Source organism: Microbacterium umsixpiens, assembly GCF_053543675.1.
The window spans coordinates 1-23710 of sequence record NZ_JBLVOH010000026.1; the positions used below are offsets into that span (position 1 = coordinate 1).

A 23710-nucleotide genomic window follows, 5' to 3' on the forward strand; every position below is an offset into this window, starting at 1 on the left:
GACGGCCCAAGCCGCCCACATCATCGCGACCCTGCGCGACAGAGGCAACACCGTCATCCTCATCAGTCACGACATGGGCCTGGTATTCGAACTCGCAGATCGGATCCACGTGATGCGGCTCGGCGCAGTTGCTGGCGTTCGTCGGCGAGAGGACACCACTCGAGACGAGATCATCGCGCTCATCACCGGTTCGCTGAACGATGACACTGCAGGAGCATCCGCATGACCACTACAACCGCCCCCGCTCGACCGCGTCACCGGGCTCACACGAAGCTGGATCTGAGTCGCTACTCCCAGCTCATCGGACTCATCGTTGTCATCGCCCTGCTGGCAATCGCGTTCCAGGTCACGAACCCGGCCTTCATGTCCGGCGCGAACTGGCTGGAGATCCTGCGCTCGGCAACGCTGTACTTCATCGTGGCGTGCCCCGTCACTCTCGTCATCGTCGCAGGCGGCCTCGACCTCTCTATCGGCGCCATCTACGCCCTCGGAGCGGTTGTGGCCGGATTGAGTATGGTCGCGGGACTCCCCTGGCCGCTGGCAATCCTCGTCGGCATGGCTGTGGGTGCTATTGCAGGGCTGATGACGGGGGCGCTAGCGGTGTTCCTTGAGGTCCCGTCGCTCATCGCGTCGCTTGCGATGTTCTTCATCGCCACTGGTGTTGCGGTCGTCATCACGGGCGGCCGCGACGTGTTCGGATTCCCGGAGGCTTTCACGAACATCGGAAGTGGCAGCATCCTCGGCATCCCGAACCTCATCTTCATTGCCGCCGCAATCGGGGTGATCTTCCATCTTGTCCTCGAGCACACGGCGTTCGGCTACGACGTACGCGCAACGGGAGGCAATCGGAAGGCCGCGCTCGCAAACGGCATCAAGGTCGGCCGCGTCGACCTTGTGCTCTTCGCCACCAGCGGCGGGGTTGCTGCACTCGCGGGCATTCTTGGCGCGTCCCGCATCTTCAGCGCCTCGCCCCTCGCCGGAGGCAACGCGCTCACCTTCCAGGTCCTCACCGCGATCATCATCGGGGGCACCAGCCTCTTCGGTGGTATCGGAAGTATCACGGGAAGCGCGCTGGGGGCGTTGCTGTTCGCCGTCATCAACAACGGTCTCGCGACAAGCGGGGTCAACCCCCTCATGCAGAACATCTTCGTCGGTGTCATCCTCGCCGGCGCTGTCTGCATCGATCAATTCCGACGCAAGCGCCAGTTCCGTTCGGGAAGATAGCAACGAAAACCGACACGGGTAGGAACTATGAAAACGACACGTTCGCCACGCACATCCCTGAGTGAGGCACTGGCGCACATCGCACCCAAAGCGATAGCGACCGCCCTTCAAAGGAAGCTCGGCTTTGGAAATAGCTTCACGCCGGCGGGCGAACGAGGTCGGCAACAGCGCACCAGGTATGGCGCGCTCCGCATCAGCGACGTGGCGTACGGGTCCAGATTTCCTAACAGCTATCTGGACGTGTACGTCACGGACGCCGACACCACGACTGTTCGCCCGACCTATGTGTTCGTCCACGGTGGTGGATTCATCATCGGAAGCAAGGCGAGCGGCGACCCCTCCGCAGGCCCGGTCGGAGACTTCGAAGTCATATGTCGGCCCATGCTCGACGCGGGCTTCAACGTCGTGTCCGTCGGTTACGCGCTAGCACCGGAGCATTGCTACCCCACACCGGTCTTGCAGCTGTCTGAAGCGGTCTCCTTCTTGCAGCGCGAGGGCGGTGCGTATGGGATCGACATGAGTCGAGTCGTCCTGGCGGGTATCAGCGCCGGCGGCCAGATAGTCGGGCAGTTCGTGAACATCGAGACAAACAGCGGCTATGCCCGAGCGATAGGCCTCGAACCTGTGATGACGGGCACGCTCCTTGCCGTCGTGTTGGACAGTGCCGCATTGGACGTCGAGCGCATTGGCCGTCCACAAGCGCCCGCACCGCGTCAGAGCTACCTGTTCGCGTTGGCCCGTCGTGTCTACCTCGGATCACGGCGCGCGGTGTGGGCTGAGGCCGATGTGACGGCACACGTCAGTCGCCACTTTCCTCCCACTTTTCTCGCGGACGGGAACGCGGGGTCGTTCCCCGATCAGGCCAGGGACCTTCACGAGCGACTGAATGGCTTGGACGTGTGCAACGAACTGCACCTCCCCCGAGCCCAGGGGCCGGTCGAGCACGGCTTCATGCAATCGCCCTCACCGTTGACAGACGAATACAACCAGCGGAAAGTCCGCTTCCTCACCGCTCGCTTGAGCACCAACCCTGTGGGGACAGAGAAGGAGTGAAGATGCGATATCCCAGGCTGCCCTCTAGCGGAAGGAACGAGACCGTCGGCCTCATCCTTTTCGGCGTTGCATCGATGGTGCTGATGTGGCTCGAGTTCTTCGTCGTCAGGCACCGTGTTCCCCTCGCCTTCGCCTCCGCAGCCCTGTCGATCATCATCGCCGTCGCCATTCTGCGTCAACGGCGAGACGCGCAACGGATCGCGGTGGCGGCAGTCGCTGGCGCCGGCGCAGTTTCCCAACTGCTCTGGATCGCGACGTCGCAATACATGCTGTTCATCGCAGCGCTCGTCATGACCATCGTCTTGACCGTCGCGTTGTGGGCCATCGCATGGTCTCAGAATCGACGAAAGAGATCCGAACATCGGTCGGTTTTGACCGGTATCGCTCGCGCAACCGGGTTGGTCGCGGGCAGTCTTGCGGTCCTCGTCTCGGTAGGTATGACCGTCGTTGCCATCGACCCGACTCCGGTCGCGGTTGCGCTTCAAGAATCGTCCGCTTCGGGCAATTCCTTTGAGCCACATGCGCCCACCGAGACAAGGGCCGAGAAGGGCGTGCAACTCACCAGTGACCTGCAGTATGGCTCGACCTATCCGAACAGCTACCTCGACGTCTACATCGCTGACAACGACCCCACCGTCGACCGTCCGACATTCGTGGTCGTTCACGGCGGTGGCTTCATCATCGGCGACAAGGCGACAGGAGACCCGAACTCCCCGGTCTCCGAGTCAGCGATGTTCGCAGTGAACAGCCAACCCCTCCTCGAAAATGGGTACAACGTCGTCGCCATCAATTACGGACTCGCCCCTCAGGTGCCATACCCCGTGCCCGTCAGGCAACTCGGAGAAGCCATCCAGTATCTGACCATGCACGCGGACGAGCTGGGACTGAACATGGATGCAGTCGTGTTGTCTGGCAGCAGCGCCGGAGGTCACATCGTCGGCCAGTACGTGAACATCCAGACAGATCCGACCTATGCCGAAGAAGTGGGCATCGAAGCGACCATCAATGTCGATGTCCTGAAAGCTGTGGTGTTGGACAGCGCCGCCTTGGACGCCAGTAGAGCAGGCGCCACGCAGTTGCCTGAGCTTTCGAGGGATCTCCTCTTCGATCTCGCACTACGCTCCTACGTCGGCACGTCCCGGGACGCTATCGCGCAATCGAACATCATCACCTACGCAAACAGTGCCTGGCCGCCCGCGTTTATCGCTGACGGCAACACCGGATCCTTCCCCGACCAGGCGCGTGACCTCTCAGTGAACCTCGATGCGGCGGGAGTGGACAACGAGCTGCTTATTCCGCCGGTCCGTGACGCCGTACTTGTTCACGGTTCCATGTCGGAGGTCTCGCCGTTGCGAGACCAATACAACGAGAGGAAGATCGCGTTCTTGGAGAAAAGCCTGACATACGAAGAGACCACACACTAGTTCGCTGAATCCGACGCGCGTCGATGTCGCTTAGCGAAGGCAATCCTTCGAATCGGTGTCGGCCGTGGGCGCAGTCCCAGAGGAAGACACCTTGGTGGCGTGCACGAGTAGTCGAGGCTGCTTCACGGGAACAAAACGCTTATCCTGGCGCCCGCTCCGTGCGCGACTCGGTCTCGGCACATGTCTGGCGGCGCCGGCTGTCACCAGTCGTGCACCGTTCCATCTGCAAGGCGACTGAATGGCAGATAGGCCTGCTCATATGGGTATCTTCCGGCCTCATCTACGTCGAGCTCTACGCCCAGCCCGGGTGTATCGCTGGGGTGAAGCAAGCCGTCACTCCATGTGAAGGACTGTTGGAACACCTGGTCAGTCTTCGCGCCGTGCTGCATGTACTCCTGGATACCGAAGTTATGAATGGCCATGCCTAGATGCATCTGGGCGGCCATACCTACCGGCGAGATGTCCGTCGGCCCGTGCATGCCCGACTTGATTTGATACATTGCCGCGTACTCAAGAGTTTTCTTCAGCGCAGTGATACCGCCCATGTGCGTCACGGACCCTCGGACATAGTCGATGAGCTGGTCGCGGACGAGATCCTTGAAGTCCCAAACGGTGTTGAAAACTTCACCGACAGCAAGGGGTGTGATGGTATGCCTCCGCACCAGGCGCAGCGCCTCTTGATTCTCTGATGGCGTGCAGTCCTCAAGCCAGAACAGATCGTACGGCTCGAGGTCTTTGCCTAGGCGCGCTGCCTGTATGGGCGTCATGCGGTGGTGCCCGTCGTGGAGAAGCGGGATCTCAGGTCCGAACTCGTTGCGCACCTCCTCGAAGACAGTCGGCACGTGCCGCAAGTAACTGCGGGTGTCCCAGTCTTCCTCGTTCGGCAGCGCGCCGCGCTGCGCGGGCTCATGGTCGTACCGGATGCCTCGATTGGCTTCGAATGTCGCGTTGCTTGCGATGCCGTAGATGGACTTCAGACCGGGAACGCCGCTCTGTACCCTGATCGCTCGGTAGCCCCGCTCCTGATGCGCACGAATGGAATCGAAGAGCTCTTGGGACGATTTCCCCGATGCGTGCCCGTAGGCGAGCAGGCCGGAGCGGGATGCACCTCCGAGTAGTTGATACACCGGCATTCCGGCCGCCTTGGCCTTGATGTCCCACAGCGCCATGTCGACCGCTGCGATAGCGGCCATGGTGACGGGACCACGACGCCAGTAGGCGCTGCGATAGAGGAACTGCCAGGCATCTTCGATCCGCGAAGCATCGCGTCCGACCAGGAGTTGAACGACATGATCGCGGAGATACGCCACGACGGCCTGCTCGCGTCCGTTCAGCGTCGCATCACCGAGGCCACTGAGACCTTCCCTAGTGGTGATCTTGAGTGTGACGAAGTTGCGGTCAGGGCTGGTGAGGATGACCTCGGCCTTATCGATAATCACGGCTAACTCCTTGATCAGATGGAAAGCGGGTGTGGGTGGAGAGGAGCTGCGCTACCTGCGCGCGAACGATGGCGACTGAGAGGTCGTCGCGCCCTAGGCGGTCGTCCAGGATCTTGAGAAGCTCGCAAACAGGGTCGCTGGTCTGGACGGCGCGGAGAACGTTGTCGTCGTTGTCTTCCCATCCAACGATTGCGCCTGCGATCCAGCCGGAAAGCGACAAAAGCAGCGCCTCCGGTACAACTCCCATGCCCCACTGACACTCAATGACGGGGAGGGTACGGATACGCAGCTTCATCACCGAACCCAGAGCGATCTGCTCCAGCCGGTGAGCGAGGTGTGGGTTTTCGAACCTCGCAAGCAAGTCGCGTCGATACTTCTCGAGATCGAGCTCAGGCTCCGGCAGCCAGGGCACAACGGCGTCCCAGTAATCTTCGACGGCGCGACGCGTCTCAGGGTCCGTGATTGCCTCTGCCACGGTCGAGAGGCCACGGTGACGCGCGGTCATCGCGAGCAAGGTGTGAGCACCATTCAGCAACCAGAGCTTGCGCCGCTCGAAGGGTGCGATGTCGTCAACAAAACGCGCTCCAGCGAGCTCCCATGGGGGTCGTCCCTCAGGGAACGTGCCGCTCAGAATCCATTCCGAAAATGCTTCGGTGACGACGACCGCTTGGTCAACGAAACCGGTGGCGGTCTGCAAGTCGCGTATGTCGCGTTCCGTCGTAGCGGGGGTGATGCGGTCAACAACGGTCGACACGAACGACACGCTCTCACGCACCCAATCGGCGAGGTCGTTGTCTACTTCGCGTGCCAGGTCTACGGCGGCTCGACCGACCATGGGACCGTTTTCTGGCATGTTGTCGCATGGGACGATGGCGATGGGTCTTCCTGTACTACGCCGACGCTCATTGAGGCCCCAAAGCAGTCGAACCAGCGCTGTCTGCAACTCCGGAACCACTTCGTCGGCGGAGGCCCGCTTCCAGCGCGTGAGGTCGCCTGCCAGGACCGGGTCGCGTGTCGAGATGCGTCCGTTCTTACCGAACCGGTACCCGGCTTCCGTGATGGTGAGGGTCACGAGTCGGACAGCGGGGTCAGCGATGCTCGTCGCGAGGCGGGCGACGTCGCTACCGTGATGCGCCTCGACCAGGTTTGTGACCAAAGTGCGGGTTTCGACCCCTGCGGCTCTTTGGACGACGGTGCACAACCCGTTCTGCGCAGCGATCATTCGTGCGGCCGCGGCGCCCCGCCCAGTGAAGGCGGCCACCCCCCATTCGTTCTCACCGTCCACAACGGCCGTGTACCAGAGCTGGTGCGCCCTATGGAAAGCCCCCAGGCCGATATGGACGATACGCACCGGTGGCCGGGGAACCGTCTCCGGAAGCGCTTCAGCGACCGTGGTCGCGTTTAGGGGTTGTGTCGGGCATTTCTCGTCGCGGTCCGGAAAACGGAGTGCAGTCACAGCTTGAATGCCCTCCGTGGAATCGCGTCGACGAGGTCGCCCATGATCATCTCTGCTTGCTCCAAGCTCAAGCGCTCATCCGCCACCATGCGCGCGAGAAACCCAGCATCGACTCGCCGAGCCATGTCGTGACGAGCGGGGATGGACATGAAGGCGCGGGTATCGTCGACAAAACCCGATCCGCGGTAAAAGCCCGCGGTCTCCACAGTCGCTGCCCGGAATCGCTGCGCACTCTCCGGAGCGTCCAAGAACCACCACGGTGCTCCGATAAAAACGCTCGGGTAGAACCCAGCGAGGGGAGCGATCTCCCTCGAGTAGGTCGTCTCGTCTACGGTGAAGAGAATCAGCTGGAAGCCTGGCTCACTCCCGAATTCGTTCAGCAGCGGCCTGAGTCCCTTCACGAACGATGTCGGAACGGGGATATCATGTCCACGGTCAGCGCCGTATTTCTGGAACGTCGGCGTGTGATGATTGCGCAGGACACCCGCGTGGATGGTCATCACAAGCCCGTCTTCGACGGACATACGAGCGCTCTCGAACAGCATATGGGCAAGGAACTGAGCGCGGTCCGCGTCGCTTGCGCTGCCGTTGCGAGCACGGTCGAACACCGCCGTGGCGTCAGCTCGACTCATCTCGAGCGTATCGGCAGATACCACCCCGAAGTCGGCCGAGGTCGCACCCGCGTTCACGAACCGTCGCCTCTGCTGACGCAATGCCTCTAGATAGCCGTCGTACCCACCGTTGGCGCTCGTCGAAAGCAGTCTGGAGACGTTCTCTCGCCACGCAGGGTGCGCTGGATCGATGTAAGAGTCTGGGCGAAAGGATGGCCGGACTTGGGTGCTGAGCGAGGAATCGTTGGACAGCTGGACGTGCGGATCGAGTGAGTCAAGGGGATCATCGGTGGTAGCGAGCAATTCGATGCGGAAGGACTCCAGCAGTGCTCGTGGTCGCATTTCGGGTCGTCGCAGCGCGCTGTCGATCTCGTCGTACAGCTCGTCCGCGTTATTCTCCGTCAACGGGCGAGTGATTCCGAAGACGTCCGCAAGGGTGGAGCCCAGCCAGTACCCGGAGGCGGTTCCTGCGAACAGGTGCCACCGTTTACAGAAGGACCGCCATACAGCGCGTGTATCGACGTCTTGCCAGGGCCGTTGCAGTCCGATGCTGTCCAGCGTCATCCCGTCAGCGTGCAACAAACGGGTCACGTAGTGATCGTCCCGGATAAACAACGCGACGGGGTCAGTGAAGGGGGCATCCTCGACAAACAACGACGGGTCAACGTGACCGTGCGGGGACAGGATCGGATGGGTCGCGACGAGGCCATAGAGGTGTAGCGCTGTTGCGCGCGTGGACGGGTCCGACGGGAGCAGTCGAGCGTAATTTCGTGCGGTCAGCACGCTAACCCCTTGTTGGTGTCGTTGAGCATTGCACGGTCGCCGGGGTCACTCGTTCCCCTCAGCTCGAGCTGTGGCCGCGGTCCATCGTGCGCGGAGAACGTGAGCCGCGTCCTTTGGGCGCCGGTCGCGTGTGAACACGCCCTTGCGGTTCCCATCGACGCGGGTGATTTCCGCCTTGGTCTGGAAGTCGGCGAAGTTCCACACCTGTTCGCCGATGACCGCGTCTACGCGGTCGAAGACGCGGTGATAGACGTCAAGGAGTCCGCGCTGGAACTCTTCGCTCCATGGCTGGTCAAGAATCGAGTGAAGGCCGGCAAGGGTGTCAGCGCCATACTCGGTGATGATGATGGGCTTGCCGAACTTTTCCTGCCACCCTCGTAGCTCGGTCTCGAGGTGCACCTCCGCAGCTCTGAGGTCCCCTGTGTCGGCGTACCAGCCGTAGTACCTGTTCAAGCTGAGTACGTCGACCAGGTCGGCCACAACGTCGCTACTGAAGGTGCCGCGATGTTCGTTGGCATAGGTGATAGGGCGGGTGGGGTCGAGCTTCCGCGTGAGCGCGGCAAGTGGAGCGAAGTAGTCTCGCGCTCCCTCTTCGACCGACTCTGGTTCGTTCGCGATAGACCACATGACTACCGAGGGGTGATTCTTATCCCGCGCGATCAACTCGCGAATTGCTTGAGCGTGTGCAGCCTGCGTTTCGGAGTTGAACATGTTCGGAGAGAAGGACTTCTCGAGCGCATTCCCATGCACTCCTCCGCCGATAGCGAGGTTTAGTCCGACCGCGGCTGTCTCGTCGATGACAACGACACCATGGCGGTCCGCGTAGTCGAGGAATTCCTCTGCATAGGGATAGTGAGACGTGCGGAACGAGTTCGCGCCCGCCCATTTCATCAGCGCGAAGTCGTGGACGAGGAGTGCCGGATCGAAGCCGCGACCTCGGATCGCACTGTCTTCGTGTTTCCCGAACCCGCGGAAGTAGAAGGGCTCTCCGTTGATGAGAAATTTGTCGCCCTCTACTTTGACGGAGCGGATTCCGACCTTCACGTTGTATTCGTCGACGATTGTGTCGGCGGCCCGGAGCTGGACGATGAGCGTGTACAGATATCCAGCACCTGGCCGCCACAGTTCAGCGTCAGGGACGCGGAGGACACCGGAACCGCCGTCGGACTGAGCGACGACGTGGCCCGACGCATCCTGCAGCTGGACATGAACGAGGGCGGGGCCGTGGCTCAGAACTTCATAGTCGACGACCCCGGTCCCCTCATCCACTCCGACACGAACGGTGACATCGTCGATGTGCTGGGTCGGGGTCGAATAGAGGTGCACGGAGCGCGCGAGACCGGCGTAGTTGTAGAAGTCGTGCCTGTAGCTCTGCTTGCGGCGCCCGAGCGAATCAACGTACACAGCCCCCGGTGGGATCGTCACATTGGTCAGCTCGTTGTTGACCCCGATGGTGAGTCTGAACTCCTCCCCCGGCGCCACGAGTTGCGTGATGTCGGCTTCGAAAGGCGTGTATCCCCCGATGTGCCGTGCGACGGGATTCTCGTTGACATACACCGCGCCTTCGTGGGTGGCTGCATCTACCCGGATCACGACTCGTTGCCCCTTCCAGCCCCGGGGTACGCGGACGGTGCGCTGATACCAGACCCATCCGACATGGTCATGGATGGCCTGATCAGCGAATATGTCGTTGTAGCTCGCCGGCACCGGCGCTTCGAGCGCCGTCTGGAGCGGACCAGCCCATGGTTCCGCCAAGCCAGAGGTATCCAACGCGAAGAACCAGAGTCCGTCAAGCGAGATGAGTTCGCGGGTGACGGTGTTGAGAGGCTTGAGCATGAGAGAACGTCCTTGAGTTGTCGTGCAGGGACAGCATTCGTTTTTTGGCTTTCGGCCGCGCGGAATTCCCGAACGCTGCCGACCCCCTCGCGCGGCACCTCGTCTCCCGCCGGCATTCGCGATGCGGGTCTCCAGTAGTGCGCCGGAGACGCGTACTCATTGAATCCGTTCGGCAAATAGGTGTCAAAATTTGCCATTTATTGCCAGCAGGTGTCTGCCAGTCATAGACTCGGAGCGGCCTGGAGACGCCAGCCAGCGATTGAGAGGTTGCTCCGTGGCCAAAGTAACGTTGCGCGACGTGGCGGATCACGCCGGTGTAGCAACCTCTACCGTCTCGCGCGCGCTGACGATGCCTGACCGAATCGCCGCCGAGACTCGGGCGCGGGTGATGCGCTCCGCTGATGAACTCGGCTACGTGCCACTTTCCCGAAGCGGCAGGAGCCGTAGGGGAGTCGTGGCGCTTCTCGTACCGGACGTGACAAATCCGTTCTACTTCGACATCATCCGCGGCACGCAGACGCAGTTGCAGGCTGCGGGATACCTGCAGTTGCTCGTCGACACCGGGGAGTCGCCCCACGTCGAGAGCGACAATATCGAACGTCTTCTGCCGATGGTGGACGGGATCATCCTCACCGCGACACGCCTCGACACCGACACTCTTCTCGGATTCGCGGAACGCATCCCGATTGTTGCCGTCAACCGCGGCTCCGATGATGTTCCCGGTGCTCTCCTTGATACGCGAGTGGGGCTGAAGCAAGCACTGGATCATCTCCGAAGCCTCAACCACACGCAGATCGCGTTCGCCGCTGGACCTATCGCGTCGTGGCAGAATGCCTGGCGCGGGCGAGAACTCGAGGCGTTGGCGAAGGAACGTGACATGAGACTGCGTGTCTTGGGACCCTATCCGCCCCAGCTGAGCTCCGGTGCCGTGGCCGCCGACGCGCTCCTCGTGACGGAGGCCACCGCGTGTATCGCCTTCAACGATCTGTTGGCGATTGGGATGTTGCAGCGTCTCGAACAGCGAGGCGTGTCCGTCCCGTCTCAGATGAGTGTCATAGGATGCGACGACATCTTCGGCGCGTCCTTCTGCTCGCCGCCGCTCACCACAATTTCGGGGAACGCCGAACAAGCCGGTCGTATAGCCACGGGCAAGCTGGTGAGCCGACTCAACGGGAACGCCCCGAACGGGGGACCTCCGGTAACTGCGCTCTCCACGCATCTTCTTGTTCGTGATTCCAGTGGTCCTGCACTGCTTCGCGGAGGCGCATAGGGGTCGTAGCCGACTCAGCGAAGCCACTGCACATCTCCCACCTCATACATTGGGCTGCGTTGAGAAGGGTGTGATCGGGTCGTGTTTAGGTCGGCATCGAGCCGCTCCGCGCTTCATTCGCGACCGAGGGACTGCGTTAGGTGTGTCGGGCGAGGTCCCTTGCTGCGACGTAGCCGAACACGATGCCCTGGCCGATGGTCGCACCCGCGCCCGGGTATCGACGGCCGAAGGCGTTTGCTGCTGTATTGCCGATGGCGTACAACCCTTCAATCTCGGATCCGTCCTCGCGAAGCACGCGAGCACGTTCGTCGACCGTGAGCCCGCCGCACGTCCCGAGATCCGACAGGACGACGCGAACGGCATACAGAGTTCCGCTCAGGGGACGAAGGTTGGGGTTCGGCTGCACGGTAGGGTCACCGTAGTAACGGTCGTATGCGCTTTGCCCTCGGTGGAAGTCGTAATCGTTGCCCGACGCGGCGAGCAGGTTGAAGCGCTCGATAGTGCTCGCGAAACTCGCGTCGGAGACGTCCATTTTGGCTGCCAGATCGGTGGCTGTCTGAGCGGTAACCGCGACACCCTGCTCGTACCAGGCCCTGGGAAGCGGCATCCTCGGGAACACTGACCCCGCGAGCAAGTAGTTGTTCTTGTACTGCTGATCGAACACGAGCCACATCGATTGGACGGGGTTCCCGCCCCGTCCCCTGTCGAGAACTCGCTGCCCGAAAGTCATGTAGTCCGTCGCCTCATTGATGAACCGGGAGCCCGTCTCATCGACGATGAGAGAACCGGGCAAGGATCGCTCCGCGAGGAGAACACCAGGCTGACCGCCGGCGAGCGGCGCGACAGCGGGGAACCACCAGGCTTCGCCCATGAGGTCTGTGCCTGCCCCTAGAGCGGTGGCCGCAACGATGGCGTCTCCGGTGTTACCTTCTGCTCCAAGGCTCGCGTGCGGGATGAGTGCCGTGAATTGGTAATCGTGGCGCATGCGAGTGTTGTGGTCGAACCCTCCGCTCGCCAGAACGACTCCCCGTCGCGTGTGAATGGTAGCCGTCGTGCCATCCTGGTCGATGACCGCGCCGGTAACCCGACGGCCGTCGTAGACAAGCTCGACAAGCGCGGTTCGAGTCCATACGGGAACACGTGCCTTTACGAGGCCCGCGAACATTCCGGCGGCCAGCGCCTGTCCACCCGCAACGTATGTGCGCCCGAACGCAGCGCCGGCGATCCCTTGCACCGCTCTGCGAACGACTTTCGGCAATGACCGCAGGGGTGTTCTCGTCATGAGATTCAGCCACTTGTAGTCAGCCCCCGTCACGGGCATCGGAATGGGGGCCTCGAGCACGCCAGGACGCAGTCTGCCTTTCTCACCACCCAGTCGCGATGTGTTGAATGGCCGACTCTCGCAGGTGCGACCAATCGCAGACCCGCCGGGGTTCTCGGGGTGGTAATCGGAGTAGCCCCGCGCCCAGAAGAAGCCCAGTGGTGTGGTGCGCGCGAGCATGGCGACGGCGTCCCGTCCGTGCTCGAGGAACGCCTCCCACCGTCTCCTCCGCGACTCGTCGTCCACCACAGCCTCGAGATATCGGTGGGCGGACGCCTCGGTCTCCGGAGCGCGCCCCTGGCGAAGCGTGTCGTTCCCCGGGACCCAGAACGCACCCCCCGAACGGGCTGTGGATCCTCCGACAAAGGGCGTCTTCTCGATGACGAGGCATTCCAGGCCGAGCTCGTGCCCGGCGAGTGCGGCCGCCATCCCGGTTCCGGACCCTACGACGAGAACATCAACGGTGATGTCGTGGGCGCTCGGGCCGCCGGTGTCGAGTGTGTTCATCATGCCTCCGTGCATCGTTGCTCAGTGGTGCCGGCGGGAGGAACGGGTCCCGCTGCCCGTGGCTCAGAGTGCGGCTGATTCCGCCGGATCCGCCGTAGCCTCGACGGCTCGCGCCACGATTCGTCCCACCCGTCGTCCCGAGAAGAAGCAATCAGCGATAGACAAGCCACTGATGTAGCCGACAGAACACACACCGACTGCGCTTCTCCCCGCGGCGAACAGACCCGGAATCACCTGTCCAGCTTCGGTGAGCACACCGCCCGACTGCTCGTCCACTTTGAGACCACCCAAGGTGAGCCCCGGAGCAGGGTAGAACGGCGAGTTCTTGACTGAGAGGTCAACGGCGAAGAACGGTCCCGACATCACGGTGGAGGAGAGTTCCGGTGCCTTCCCCGCGGGATCTCCCGCACCCGACAGAATTCCGGAGTTGTATGCGGTGATCGTCGCGGCGGTGGCGTTCACGGGAAGGTCGAGCTTGCGGGCAAGGGCGCTGAGATCACGCCCCTTCCGATGACCAATCGTGTAGAGGTAGAGCAGCTGCAGAAGCTGGAAGCTGTTGGTCTGCGTGCGAATCTGCCTGCGTGCTTTGCGCCACTGCTTCGAATCGAGGATCAGGTATCCCCGCGCATCATGTTCGCGCACCATGTGGTCAGCAAACGTCGCGCCGTAGAGGTCCTCGTTCGCGATTCGCTGTCCCGCACCGTCGACGACCACGCCCTCAGCCATGGCGCTCGGGGGGTTGATGAAACGCCACGCGGTCATGCGGTCCATGTGGTCCGTCGCACCGCCCGTAGTAAGTCCGAGGGAGATCGCTCCGCCGTCGTCGGCCGCTGTCCCGAGCGGTGAAATGTCCCGGTACGGTCCCGACCATTTCTTCATCCACTCAGGATTATGCACAAAGCCACCCCCGGAGAGAAGCACAGCACGACCGCGTGCCTCTCCTGGCCGAGCCGCACTCTCCCAATCTCGCTGCAGAGTCGCGGCGACGCGCTCCCCGATTGCCGGCGCCCAGTTTCCCGCCTTTGCAGCAAGAACGCTGCGGCGGGCATAGCTGGCAGGCAGGTTGCGCTCATCCGCTGACCGGTAGCGAACTCCCACAACCGTGCCGTCTTCGACGATAAGTTCGTCGACCGTGGTGTGCGGCAGGAAAACGACGCCCTTCTTCAGCGCGCTCGCCTTCAGTCGCGAGTACAGAACTTTGCCGGAGCCGAGTCCCTTCGCGATCTGCCGGTGCCCACGCGGAGCAGGCCGCGCATGCTCCTTATAGGGGTGTGCTTTTTCGTTGCCTGAGTAGTACAGATAATGGCGGTCCGTCGGATACGACGTCTTGAACGGAGCGAGCGAAGCCTGGAACGACGCCCCCTGTCGCTCTAGCCATGAGATGGTCTCGGCGCTCTCATCGCAGAACCGACGAAGAGTGTCATCGCTCACGGCACCACGGACTTCCTGCGTCAGGTACCGGAACATATTGTCCGGGTCATCGTCGACCCCCGCGGCCTTCTGGTATCGGGTTCCGCCGCCGGCGTAGACGATCCCGCCTGACAGCGCAGTCGCTCCCCCGCCGAATCCGCGGTCGATGGCAAGCACCGTCGCTCCCGCATCCGCCGCTTCGATGGCCGCGGCAACTCCTGCGGCACCAAAGCCCACGACGATGAGGTCGAATGTTCCGGATGTCATACTGAATTCCTTCCGCCCGCGGCCCGGCTACTAGCGCCGCGCAGTCGACGAGCATGAGCCCTCAACGAATGCGTGATCTACTCATTCGAGACGCACTGCAACGCTAACCAAACTATTTTACGCTGGCAAGTACTTGCCTCGGAGGTGACGATGCCACGACGAGTGGACCATGATGCCGACCCCGCGCAGCTGGCGTTCAGCGCGACCCTCCGCTCATCGACGATGACGTCGTTGATGACGCTCGTCCAGGTCTGGACCTCTGAGGATTTCCAAGCATCTATGGCGGTACGAGCCGGCGTACGCATCCAATCCAGGGATATCCCCGCGTTGCTATTACTGGGGCTGAATGGTCCGATGAGGCCAAGCGAGCTCGCACTCGCACTTCGCGTGTCCGGCGGCACTGTAAGCAAGATCGCGGATCGACTTGTTCTCGCTGGGTTCGCGGCACGGGTCGCGGTGGCCACCGATGCTCGCGCGTCACGCATTGCCCTGACTCAGGACGGAGTCGCGGCGGCCACCGCGCTCTTCGACGAGGGCGAACGGATACTCGCGGGCCTACTCGACGACTGGAAGCCTGAGGAGCTTCACTCCTTCTCCACGATGCTCGGCCGCGTCGTTGATCGCGTGTCCGCTCGACCGCCCGAGTAGCGCTTTCGCAGGGCAGCTCGGCACGTGAAGAGCAGTGCGGAAACGAGGCGAGATGTCAGCTCACCTCAACAGTCGCAGGGACTCGCGCAGCCGGTCCGCGACGAACCGTTGATCCGCGTCGACGGTCGGGCCGCTATAGCCGCGCGGAACAGCTTCAGCGAGCATCAGCATGCACAGATACGCCGTATAGAGCGCGAGCCGGGTCCTCTGCCGTTCATCGAACTCCCACCGGGTCCCACCTGCTCGGGCATATCCCGCGTTGAAGTCCGAGTCGTCGGCAGGGTCCCGAAAGAGGGACGTTGACACGAAGTCGGCGAGTGGGTCACCCCAGAACATCCGCTCGCCGTCGATGATGCCACTCAACCTCGCGGCGTGACCGTCCGCACATGCGAAGACGTTGCCGTCCCAGAGGTCGAAATGCACCAGAGCGGGCTCGTCCACCTCGTTGAGTAGTCCGAGATGACCTCGGATCACCGCGCGAAGATCGGCGGTCGAAATATCGGTGCGAACACGATAGTGGTCGATATCCGAGACCGCCGCGTCCCACATGCGCTGGAACGCCTCGCCCCACGAGCTTCCGCTCAACGCCAGCCCATCCGTCGGCCGTTCGTATCCGAAGCTCGACCCCTTCACCGCGTGGAGCTGGGCGGCCGCCTCCCCGAGCTGTGACCTCACGGCGACTCGCCCGGCAGACGTCAGCGAGTCAGAGACCCGATTGAGTGGCCCACCCTCAAGGAAGGAGAGGATGACGATATCCCGGTCGGCCACCTGCCGACTGAAGTCACTGGCAAGCACCGCGGGCACCGGAGCCCTCCCGCGGGCGTGCCGATAGAAGGACACCTCAGAGCGCATCAGACCATGCTCGTAACAAAGGCGAGGGGCATCGTCCGGTGGGGCGACCTTCAGAACGACCTGAGACCCGTCCGACAGGCTGAGACGATAGGCCGCGTTGTACATCCCGTCGGTGAGATCGGCCATGTCGTTTACCAGCAGACCAAGATGTCGCTCCACGAGCGAGCCGATCACGGGTCGGGCCAGAGGAATTTTCGAGTCACTGTTCACGGGCGCGGATTCTTTCCTGTGTCAGGGCGCGAGCCCGCTCCGGTAGGCGATAGCTACCAGCTGCCCCCGGTCACGGGCTTCGAGTTTCGCCATGGCGCGGTTGAGATGCGTCTTCACCGTGAACGGAGAGATCGACTGCGCTGCCGCGATCTCAGCGTTGTCGGCGCCTGTCGCGGCGGCGATGACAAAGTCTCGCTCGCGAGGGGTCAGCGAGGCAATGCGCGCGCTGAGTTCCGCGTCCGGCTTCCGAGGTTCGCCTTCGGACGCAAGATGGGCGGTGACAGCACGGGAAGCTCGAGGGGACAAGCTCGACTCGCCGGCAGCTGTACGTTCCACGGCGTCGATGAGTTCATCCGGCTCGGCGGACTTGCTGATGAACCCGTCCGCACCGGCTCGCAACGCGGCGAGTACGTCCGCGTCGCCGTCAAAGGTCGTGAGCACCAGAACGCGCGTCGATGCCAGGGAAGAATCGGCCCGAATCCGTCTCGTCGCTTCGACCCCGTTGATCCCTGGCATGCGCAGGTCCATGAGCACGACGTCGGGGAGGACCTCGCGGACAAGTCCGACGCCGATTCCTCCATCCTGCGCTTCCCCCAGAACAGTGATGTCCGCGGACTCGAGCACCCCGCGGATGCCAGCGCGGACGATCCCCTGATCATCGATGAGCACGACGGTCGTCATCAATACTCGCCTTCGTGTGAGTGGAGGTGCATCGGCAGTTGCGCCGTCACTTCGAATCGACCGCCCTTGTGTACAGCTTCGAGGGTCCCGTGCACACTGGCCGCACGTTCCGTCATCCCGACGATTCCGAAACCCGAGCCTTGGGCCCCTCCATGTGCCACCGCGTTGTTCACGTCGATGTGCACCATGTTCCCCTTTGCCCGAACGCTTACGACGACATCACCGGCGCCGTGCTTCAGCGCGTTGGTGAAGGACTCCTGCAGAATCCGATACACGGCGACTCCGACAGAGCGGTCCAAGCTTGGCAGCGGCTCGAGGGTCTGCTGCACGTGTAGTCCGGCCCGGCGCGCTGTCGCGACGAGAGAATCGAGTGCCGCGGGACCAGGAACTTCCTCAGTCTCGCTCGATCCGAGGGGGTCGCGAAGAAGAGTCAGGATCTCCTGGAGCTCGTCCACCACTTCCCGACTGGACGCGCGGATCTGTCGGAGGGAGGCTGTGACGCGTTCGGGGTCTTTCTCGAGGTGTCGCTCCGCGGATCCCGCGTGGAGCGATATGACCGACACTGAATGGGCGACGGAATCGTGCAGGTCTCGGGCGATTCGCAGTCGTTCTTCCCCGACGTGGCGCGCCACCTCGCTCTCGCGGAAGGCGACCGCTGACTGTGCTTGCGCTTCCAAGGCCCGGACGTAGTCATCGTTGGACCGCAAGGCCATCCCGAAGGCGACAACCGCAGCGGTCCACACGGGAAGGATCAGCGCGACTGGCTCCCACGGGCGCTCATCGAAAACGACAATCGCTCCGGCGTACAGCACGAGGGCATGCACCGCGGCGAGAACGAGGGTCCATGTCTTTGGGGCGCGGATAGCGAGGGTGAAGAGGACAACCTCGGCAAGGACCCAGGTCGGGAAGGCGATGTTCGGCGTGAACAGCACCACCCCGCTCGCAACCACCGCGCCCATTGCTGCCCACACGGGCACACGCCGCCGACCGATCACGGCCGCCGCGGCCACGACCAAGCCCGGAGACGTCCACCATGTGCGATCCGCGATGATCGTGACCGCGGCGACGATGAACGCGACGAGGGCGACGACGTCCAGCAGCCATTCCCAACGGTGCAGGCTCACTGTCCGCCGCCTCCTCGTCATCATCATGCGGATGATTCTCTCACCCGCGGTTTCGGACTATCGCTGATCCTTCATCATCGTCCGACCCCTACAGCGTCACGCGCGGCAACGGGCGCGTTCTCGGGTCGTGGCGCCGGCTGCGGGTCAAGACCCGCCCCCTCGACATCGATAGTGGGAAGGACACGGTCGAGCCACCTGGGAATCCACCATGCCGCCTTGCCCATCAACGAGAGCGCTGCCGGCACGAGAATCATCCGGACGATGAACGCATCCGCGATGACGCCGACGGTGAGAGCCATGGCGATGGAGCCGACCAGGGAGGAATGGCTCATGGCGAATCCTCCGAAAACGGCGGCCATGATGGCGGCTGCCGCCACGACGACGACTGCCGAGTGCCGGAAGCCCGCGCGCACGGCCTCCAGTGGAGTCAGCCCCCGCTCGTGAGCCTCGTGCATGCGAGAGACGAGGAACACCTGGTAGTCCATTGCCAGCCCGAAGAGAATGCCCGTGACCACGATGGGCAGGAGGCTCAGCAGCGGGTTCCCCTGCGGAGCTTGGACGATGACGTCGAGCCAACCCCACTGGAAGATCGCGACGGTTGCGCCTAGGCCTGCGCCGAGCGACAGCAGGAAGCCCGCGGTCGCGACGAGGGGGATGAGAAGCGAACGGAACAGGATCACCATCAGGACCAGCGAGAGTCCGACGATGAGTGCGATGTACATCATGAGGGCGGACTGCAGCTGCTCGTCGGAATCCAAACCGATTGCTGTTGCTCCCGTAACGAGAAGCTGCGCTCCACTGATCTCGCCATCTTCGCTGCGGATGTCGTGCACGAGGTCTGTCGTGCGCGAATCGAGCGGGCCGTACTTCGACATGACCGTCAGCATCGCCGTGTCACCGTCGTCTGTCACAGCGGCGGGGATCACCATGTCGACATTGTCGAGTTCGGCAAGGTTGTCGACGACACGGGAAAGCACCGTCTCGACATTGTCGGATCGCACGAGAACGACCAGCGGGTCCTGGGCGCCGTCGCCGAACTTGTCAGCGACGATCTCGTAGGCGGCGCGCTGCGTAGAGTCGGGATCCTCTCCTCCAGGCATGGTGAGCGCCGTCTGCATCGACATGAGCGGCACTGCCGCCACGACGAGCAGAGCCGTGCCTCCCAGGAGGCTGAGCGCGCGACGCCGCGTGACGAAGCGCGCCCAGCCGGCGATGAAGCCGTTCTTCTCCGCGACGTCCGTCCCCACCAGCTTGCGGTCCCGGCGCGACAGAGCCCGAGCGCCCATGAACGAGAGCAAGGCGGGCACCAGGGTGAGCGCCATTAGCACAGCGATTGCAACCGCAAATGCCGCGGCGAGACCCATCTCTCCGAGGAACGGGATACCCACCACCGTCAGGCCGGTCAACGCGATGATCACGGTGGCTCCGGCGAAGACGACCGCAGACCCGGCAGTGCCGACGGCGACGCCAATGGCACTGTGCAAGCCTCTCCCCTCGCGAAGCTCGGTGCGGAACCTGGCGAGGATGAACAGCGTGTAGTCGATCCCGACGGCGAGGCCGAGCATGACGGCCAAGATCGGAGTGAGGGACCCGATGGGGGTCACCGCGGAGAACGCCAGTACACCGAGGATTCCGACAGCCACGCCGATGAGCGCAGTGAACATGTTCGCGCCGGCCGCAACCAGGGAGCCGAAAGTGATGAGAAGGACCAGGAATGCGAGCGCCGCGCCGACGATCTCGCTCGGCCCGAGGATCTCCGGCACCCCTTCACCGAGTGAGCCGCCGACTTCGGCGTTCAGACCATCAGCACGCAGAGACTGCGCGACTTCTGCGAGGCGCTCGGTCGCGGTTTCTGCATCTGCGGCGTTGTCCACGGACACGGTAGCGACCGCAGTGGAGAGGTCTTCGGAGATGTACGGGCGGGTCTGGTCGAAGGGGTCGGAGACAGATTCCACCCCGTCGATGTCACGGACGTCGGCGAGCGCATCGGCGATGCTAGTCATCGCCTCTGCATCGACGATGTCGCCGTCCGGGTTCTGGATGACGAGTTGCAACGAGCCGACATCCGAATCGTCCGGGGGGAATTCCTCATCCAGTACGCTCATTGCCTCGCTGGAGGGAGTGCCCGGAACATCGAACCCCCCGTCGCCGAACTTCATCCCGGATAGCGCGACCACGGCCAGCACGGCGACCGCCAAGAGCCAGGAGATCAGCACCGCCCAGCGATGACGTGCGGAGAACCGGCCGAGCCGGGAAAGTAGTCGAGCCATGAGAGTCCTTCGAAAGGCGCATCAGCGTGCGCGCGAGTGCTTTCTTCAACTCTGATTTCTCCGCGTCGCGCTCGCGTGGTCCGTGCGCAGGCTCCGATGTACTGCGTTGGCAGTAGACGCGATGTTGAACCACATGAACGAAAACGGTACATCTGCTACATTTTTGCCACCGCACTTCGACGATGAGGACACATGCCACGCACATCACCTGTAGCCCCGCCCGCCCGGCTTGTCAGCGAGGGAGGGGTGAAGCACCTTCACGTCCATGGCAAGCGCTTCGTCGTCCTCGGGGGTGAGCTGCACAATTCCTCGAGCAGCAGCCGCCCCGCCATTCGAGATGCCTTCGATGCCCTGGACGGCATGAATCTCAACACCGTTCTGGCGCCTGTCTCGTGGCGACAGCTGGAGCCCCACGAAGGGAAGTTCGACTTTTCTCTTGTCGATGAGCTCGTCTCCGCAGCGCGTGACAGGAGTCTGCATCTGATCCCGCTCTGGTTCGGGACATGGAAGAACGGGCGCTCAACTTACATTCCCGACTGGGTGCGATCCGACCCTGAGCGCTTCCCCCGGGCCGAAATTAGAACGGGCGAGACTCGCGACTGCTTGACTCCTTTCGCCACGGAAGCTGCAGAAGCGGATGCGCGGGCCTTCGCCGCGCTCATGGCGCACATCCGGGACATCGACTCTGCCGAAGGAACCATCGTGATGGTCCAGGTGGAGAACGAAGTCGGAATCCTGGGGGACTCCCGAGACCGTAGCGCTGCGGCGGAACACGCCTACCACAGCAGCGTCCCGGAAGACGTCCTCGCCGCGCTCCGCACGGATGCACCTCTTCGTATTCGAGAGGCGTGGCGCTCTCACGGCGAGCAGCAAGCGGGCACATGGTCGGAGTTGTTCGGAGACACCACAGACACTGATGAAGCCTTCATGGCGGCAGCCTATGCGCGCCATGTCGAGCGAGTTGCCGCCGCGGGAAGAGCCCAATACCCGCTCCCCCTGTTCGCGAACGCATGGTTGTACACGCAACTCGAGGTTGCGGATGGCAATCCGGCGGGGGGCCAGGAGCCAGGCATATACCCCAGCGGTGGCCCACTCCCCCATGTGGGAGCGATGTGGAGCGCACTCGCGCCCTCGCTGGACTTGCTCGTCCCCGACATCTACTTCGGGGACTTCGACCAGATCTGCAAGGACTACATCGGCCTCAGTGGCGGCCTTCTCATCCCGGAGATGCGCCGAAATGTCGCTGGTGTCGCAGACGCATTCGTCGCCTTGGGCTCGCACTCCGCCATCGGGGTCTCCCCGTTCGGCATCGACACCACGGAGTTGCCCGAGGGCGAGGCCTTGTTCGATGCCTACGGGGCACTAGCGATCCTCGCAAAGGTCAACTCAGCGCCTCCCATCGGGAGCTTCAGACTTCATGCCGAGCTCGAGCAGCAAGAGCTTGCGTTGGGGAGGTACACCGCCATTGCACGACGCGAGCCGAACAGGGTTGGCGGGTTCCACGAGTGGGGCTATGGGCTGATCGTTCAGGAGTCTGAGGACACGTTCCTCGCATGCGGCAGAGGAGCTGAACTGTCGTTCTTCTGCGCGGAAGGTCGAGCGGAGATCGTCAAGGTCGAAGAGCTGAGAGCTCACGAAAGCGGCGTGGAGGTCTACCGCGAGCTCAACGGTGACGAGACAGAAAGCGGCAGCGTCGTGGTCTTGCCGTCTCTCGAACCACGACCGCCATCCGACGCGTACCACATCCCCTCCATCCGCCGGCGCAGCGGCGTGGTGCGGTTCACGGTGGCGAGCCCGCCGCCCGCCACCGCTCCGGCCGCCGAGCCATCGCGGTCGACCCGTACATGAACGGTGGGCGGGCGGACCCGGGTCACTCAGCGGATTGACACGCGTCAAAAACAGTGGTTCCCTGTACCTATCAACACCGATATCGGCCCCCGAAGCCGACTCGGACCAGAGCGCCCGATGACGGGCCCGTGATGAAGGCAAACCCATGAGACGCAAAGACGCGGCAAACATCGTGCCGACTAACACACCTATCGAGGACGTATCTCAGCTCACCTTGCGGGCGGAGGATGAGGAAGATCCCACGACGGCGGAGCTGCGCATTCCGAAGGTGGGGCCGGGCTTTGTCTTCGTGTACAGCTTCGCGTACTTCGGATACTTCCTGTGCCTGTTCATGCCGGCGCTCTTCAGCCTCCCGTACAAGATTCAACTCGTCGACCCCGCGAGCAAGGAGACCGTGCTCGGTCTGGTCGTCGGTATCAGTGCCATCGTTCTGCTGCCTGCAGGACCGGTACTCGGTGTACTCAGCGACCGAAGCAAGTTCGCCTGGGGGCGACGCCGGCCGTTCCTCATTCTCGGCTTCTCGGTCTTTGCCATCAGTGCGTTTCTGATTGCCATCGCGCCGAACGTGCCTCTCATCCTCGTTGGATACGTGATCGCTCAGCTCGCCGCATCCCTCGTAGGCGTCGCCATGAACCCCACCCTCGCCGAACACGTGCCCCCCGCACAGCGAGGCAAGCTGGGTGCGCTGAGCGGCGTTATGGCATCGATTGCTGGCGTCTCCGCCACCCTGGTTGGCAGCCTGTTGCTGAGCAACGTGGTGCTGCTCTTCCTGGCCCCGGTCGCCGTCTTCGCGCTCGGTGTGCTGCTGTGGGTACTCGTCATCCCCGACAGCCCCGCGCCGGAGCGTTTTCAGTCCGTCAAGGTTGGATCGTCCCTGCGTAGCCTGCTGTTCAACCCGCTCAAGCACCCAGATTTCTCGTTGGTGTGGGTCGGAAAGCTGTGCATCGGAGTGGGAACGGCATTCTTCAGCACCTACCAGCTGTACTTCCTTCTGGACCGACTCGGCTTCACCGCGGAACAGGCGGGTCAGCAGCTCGCTGTCGCCGGCGGGCTGGCCCTGCTCGCGACTATCGGATTCACGATCCTGGGTGGGTTCCTTTCGGACAAGTTGCGTCGGCGTAAGCCATTCATTTACATCGCGGCGGGGATGATCGCCGCGGGTATGGCCATCGCAGCTATAGCACCTGACTTCGGGATCTACATCATCGGAGGCGTGCTCATTTCAGCTGGTTCCGGCGCGTTCAACTCGGTCGATCTCGCCCTTGCCTCTGACGTCTTGCCCGACCCTGCTGCTGGCGGAAAGTGGATGTCGATCTACCAGGTCTCCGGCACACTGGCGACCGCTATCGGGCCTGTCATCGCGCCACTTCTTCTCGCCATCGGCGGAGGGTCTGGAAACTACACCGCCCTCTTCATCGCGGGTGGAGTCTTTGCCCTCGGCGCCGCAGTCACCGCAGCCCGCGTCCGCGGAGTGCG

General features: G+C 63.0%; 17 protein-coding genes and 1 pseudogene. 8 read left to right on the forward strand and 10 right to left on the reverse strand.

Translation table 11 applies throughout. The features are described from left to right. The 4 genes and pseudogenes from ACNPM4_RS02675 to ACNPM4_RS02690 form a co-directional block, all read left to right on the forward strand. Positions 1-226 (forward strand): annotated as a pseudogene (locus ACNPM4_RS02675) (sugar ABC transporter ATP-binding protein); the annotation flags it as partial. A 137-nt stretch (positions 227-363) separates the two neighbouring features. After that, entirely contained in the window at positions 364-1224 is an 861-nt protein-coding gene (locus ACNPM4_RS02680) for an ABC transporter permease (protein ID WP_197072113.1), read from the forward strand. Between the two features lie 27 nt (positions 1225-1251). Further along, complete coding sequence (locus ACNPM4_RS02685; protein ID WP_448984609.1) at positions 1252-2277, forward strand: alpha/beta hydrolase; 1026 nt, start codon at positions 1252-1254, stop codon at positions 2275-2277. Between the two features lie 2 nt (positions 2278-2279). Next, entirely contained in the window at positions 2280-3701 is a 1422-nt protein-coding gene (locus ACNPM4_RS02690) for an alpha/beta hydrolase (protein ID WP_448984610.1), read from the forward strand. Positions 3702-3901: 200 nt separating this feature from the next. On the opposite strand, the gene manD is transcribed toward ACNPM4_RS02690, so the two are convergent. From manD to uidA, 4 genes are read right to left on the reverse strand one after another with little or no spacing between them, the layout of a single operon-like run. Then, a complete protein-coding gene (gene manD, locus ACNPM4_RS02695) occupies positions 3902-5140 on the reverse strand; it encodes a D-mannonate dehydratase ManD (protein ID WP_372469300.1) in 1239 nt (412 codons plus the stop codon). Then, on the reverse strand, positions 5127-6596 hold the full coding sequence (locus ACNPM4_RS02700) for a mannitol dehydrogenase family protein (RefSeq protein ID WP_448984611.1): 1470 nt from the start codon (positions 6594-6596) through the stop codon (positions 5127-5129). Before ACNPM4_RS02700 ends, manD begins: the two co-directional genes overlap by 14 nt. After that, entirely contained in the window at positions 6593-7990 is a 1398-nt protein-coding gene (gene uxaC / locus ACNPM4_RS02705) for a glucuronate isomerase (protein ID WP_448984612.1), read from the reverse strand. Before uxaC ends, ACNPM4_RS02700 begins: the two co-directional genes overlap by 4 nt. A gap of 45 nt (positions 7991-8035) precedes the next feature. Beyond that, entirely contained in the window at positions 8036-9826 is a 1791-nt protein-coding gene (gene uidA / locus ACNPM4_RS02710; RefSeq protein WP_448984613.1) for a beta-glucuronidase, read from the reverse strand. Between the two features lie 274 nt (positions 9827-10100). Here uidA and ACNPM4_RS02715 point away from each other — a divergent pair, with 274 nt between their 5' ends. After that, complete coding sequence (locus ACNPM4_RS02715; RefSeq protein ID WP_448984614.1) at positions 10101-11096, forward strand: LacI family DNA-binding transcriptional regulator; 996 nt, start codon at positions 10101-10103, stop codon at positions 11094-11096. 136 nt (positions 11097-11232) lie between these two features. On the opposite strand, the gene ACNPM4_RS02720 is transcribed toward ACNPM4_RS02715, so the two are convergent. Then, the gene (locus tag ACNPM4_RS02720; RefSeq protein WP_448984615.1) at positions 11233-12927 is read right to left on the reverse strand and encodes a 3-ketosteroid-delta-1-dehydrogenase; all 1695 of its coding nucleotides are present in this window, start codon (positions 12925-12927) and stop codon (positions 11233-11235) included. 60 nt (positions 12928-12987) lie between these two features. Further along, positions 12988-14601, reverse strand: coding sequence for an FAD-binding protein (locus ACNPM4_RS02725; protein ID WP_448984616.1), 1614 nt, complete (start codon positions 14599-14601; stop codon positions 12988-12990). A 72-nt stretch (positions 14602-14673) separates the two neighbouring features. Between ACNPM4_RS02725 and ACNPM4_RS02730 the strand changes: the two genes are divergently transcribed. Beyond that, positions 14674-15249 carry a MarR family winged helix-turn-helix transcriptional regulator gene (locus ACNPM4_RS02730; protein ID WP_448984617.1) on the forward strand — a complete coding sequence of 192 codons (576 nt, stop codon included), beginning with the start codon at positions 14674-14676 and terminating at the stop codon, positions 15247-15249. Positions 15250-15309: 60 nt separating this feature from the next. On the opposite strand, the gene ACNPM4_RS02735 is transcribed toward ACNPM4_RS02730, so the two are convergent. From ACNPM4_RS02735 to ACNPM4_RS02750, 4 genes are all read right to left on the reverse strand, one after another. Further along, a complete protein-coding gene (locus ACNPM4_RS02735; RefSeq protein ID WP_448984618.1) occupies positions 15310-16311 on the reverse strand; it encodes a phosphotransferase family protein in 1002 nt (333 codons plus the stop codon). Between the two features lie 21 nt (positions 16312-16332). Next, positions 16333-16992: a response regulator gene (locus tag ACNPM4_RS02740; RefSeq protein WP_448984619.1), complete on the reverse strand. Its 660-nt coding sequence runs from the start codon at positions 16990-16992 to the stop codon at positions 16333-16335. Beyond that, on the reverse strand, positions 16992-18002 hold the full coding sequence (locus tag ACNPM4_RS02745) for a sensor histidine kinase (protein ID WP_448984620.1): 1011 nt from the start codon (positions 18000-18002) through the stop codon (positions 16992-16994). The genes ACNPM4_RS02740 and ACNPM4_RS02745 overlap by 1 nt, the downstream gene beginning before the upstream one ends. Before the next feature lie 188 nt (positions 18003-18190). After that, positions 18191-20386, reverse strand: coding sequence for an MMPL family transporter (locus tag ACNPM4_RS02750; protein ID WP_448984621.1), 2196 nt, complete (start codon positions 20384-20386; stop codon positions 18191-18193). A gap of 192 nt (positions 20387-20578) precedes the next feature. Between ACNPM4_RS02750 and ACNPM4_RS02755 the strand changes: the two genes are divergently transcribed. Next, positions 20579-22234, forward strand: a complete 1656-nt coding sequence (locus ACNPM4_RS02755) for a GH35 family beta-galactosidase (RefSeq protein ID WP_448984622.1) — start codon at positions 20579-20581, stop codon at positions 22232-22234. Between the two features lie 145 nt (positions 22235-22379). Beyond that, the coding region (locus tag ACNPM4_RS02760; RefSeq protein WP_372469283.1) for an MFS transporter at positions 22380-23710 on the forward strand (1331 nt) is incomplete at its 3' end.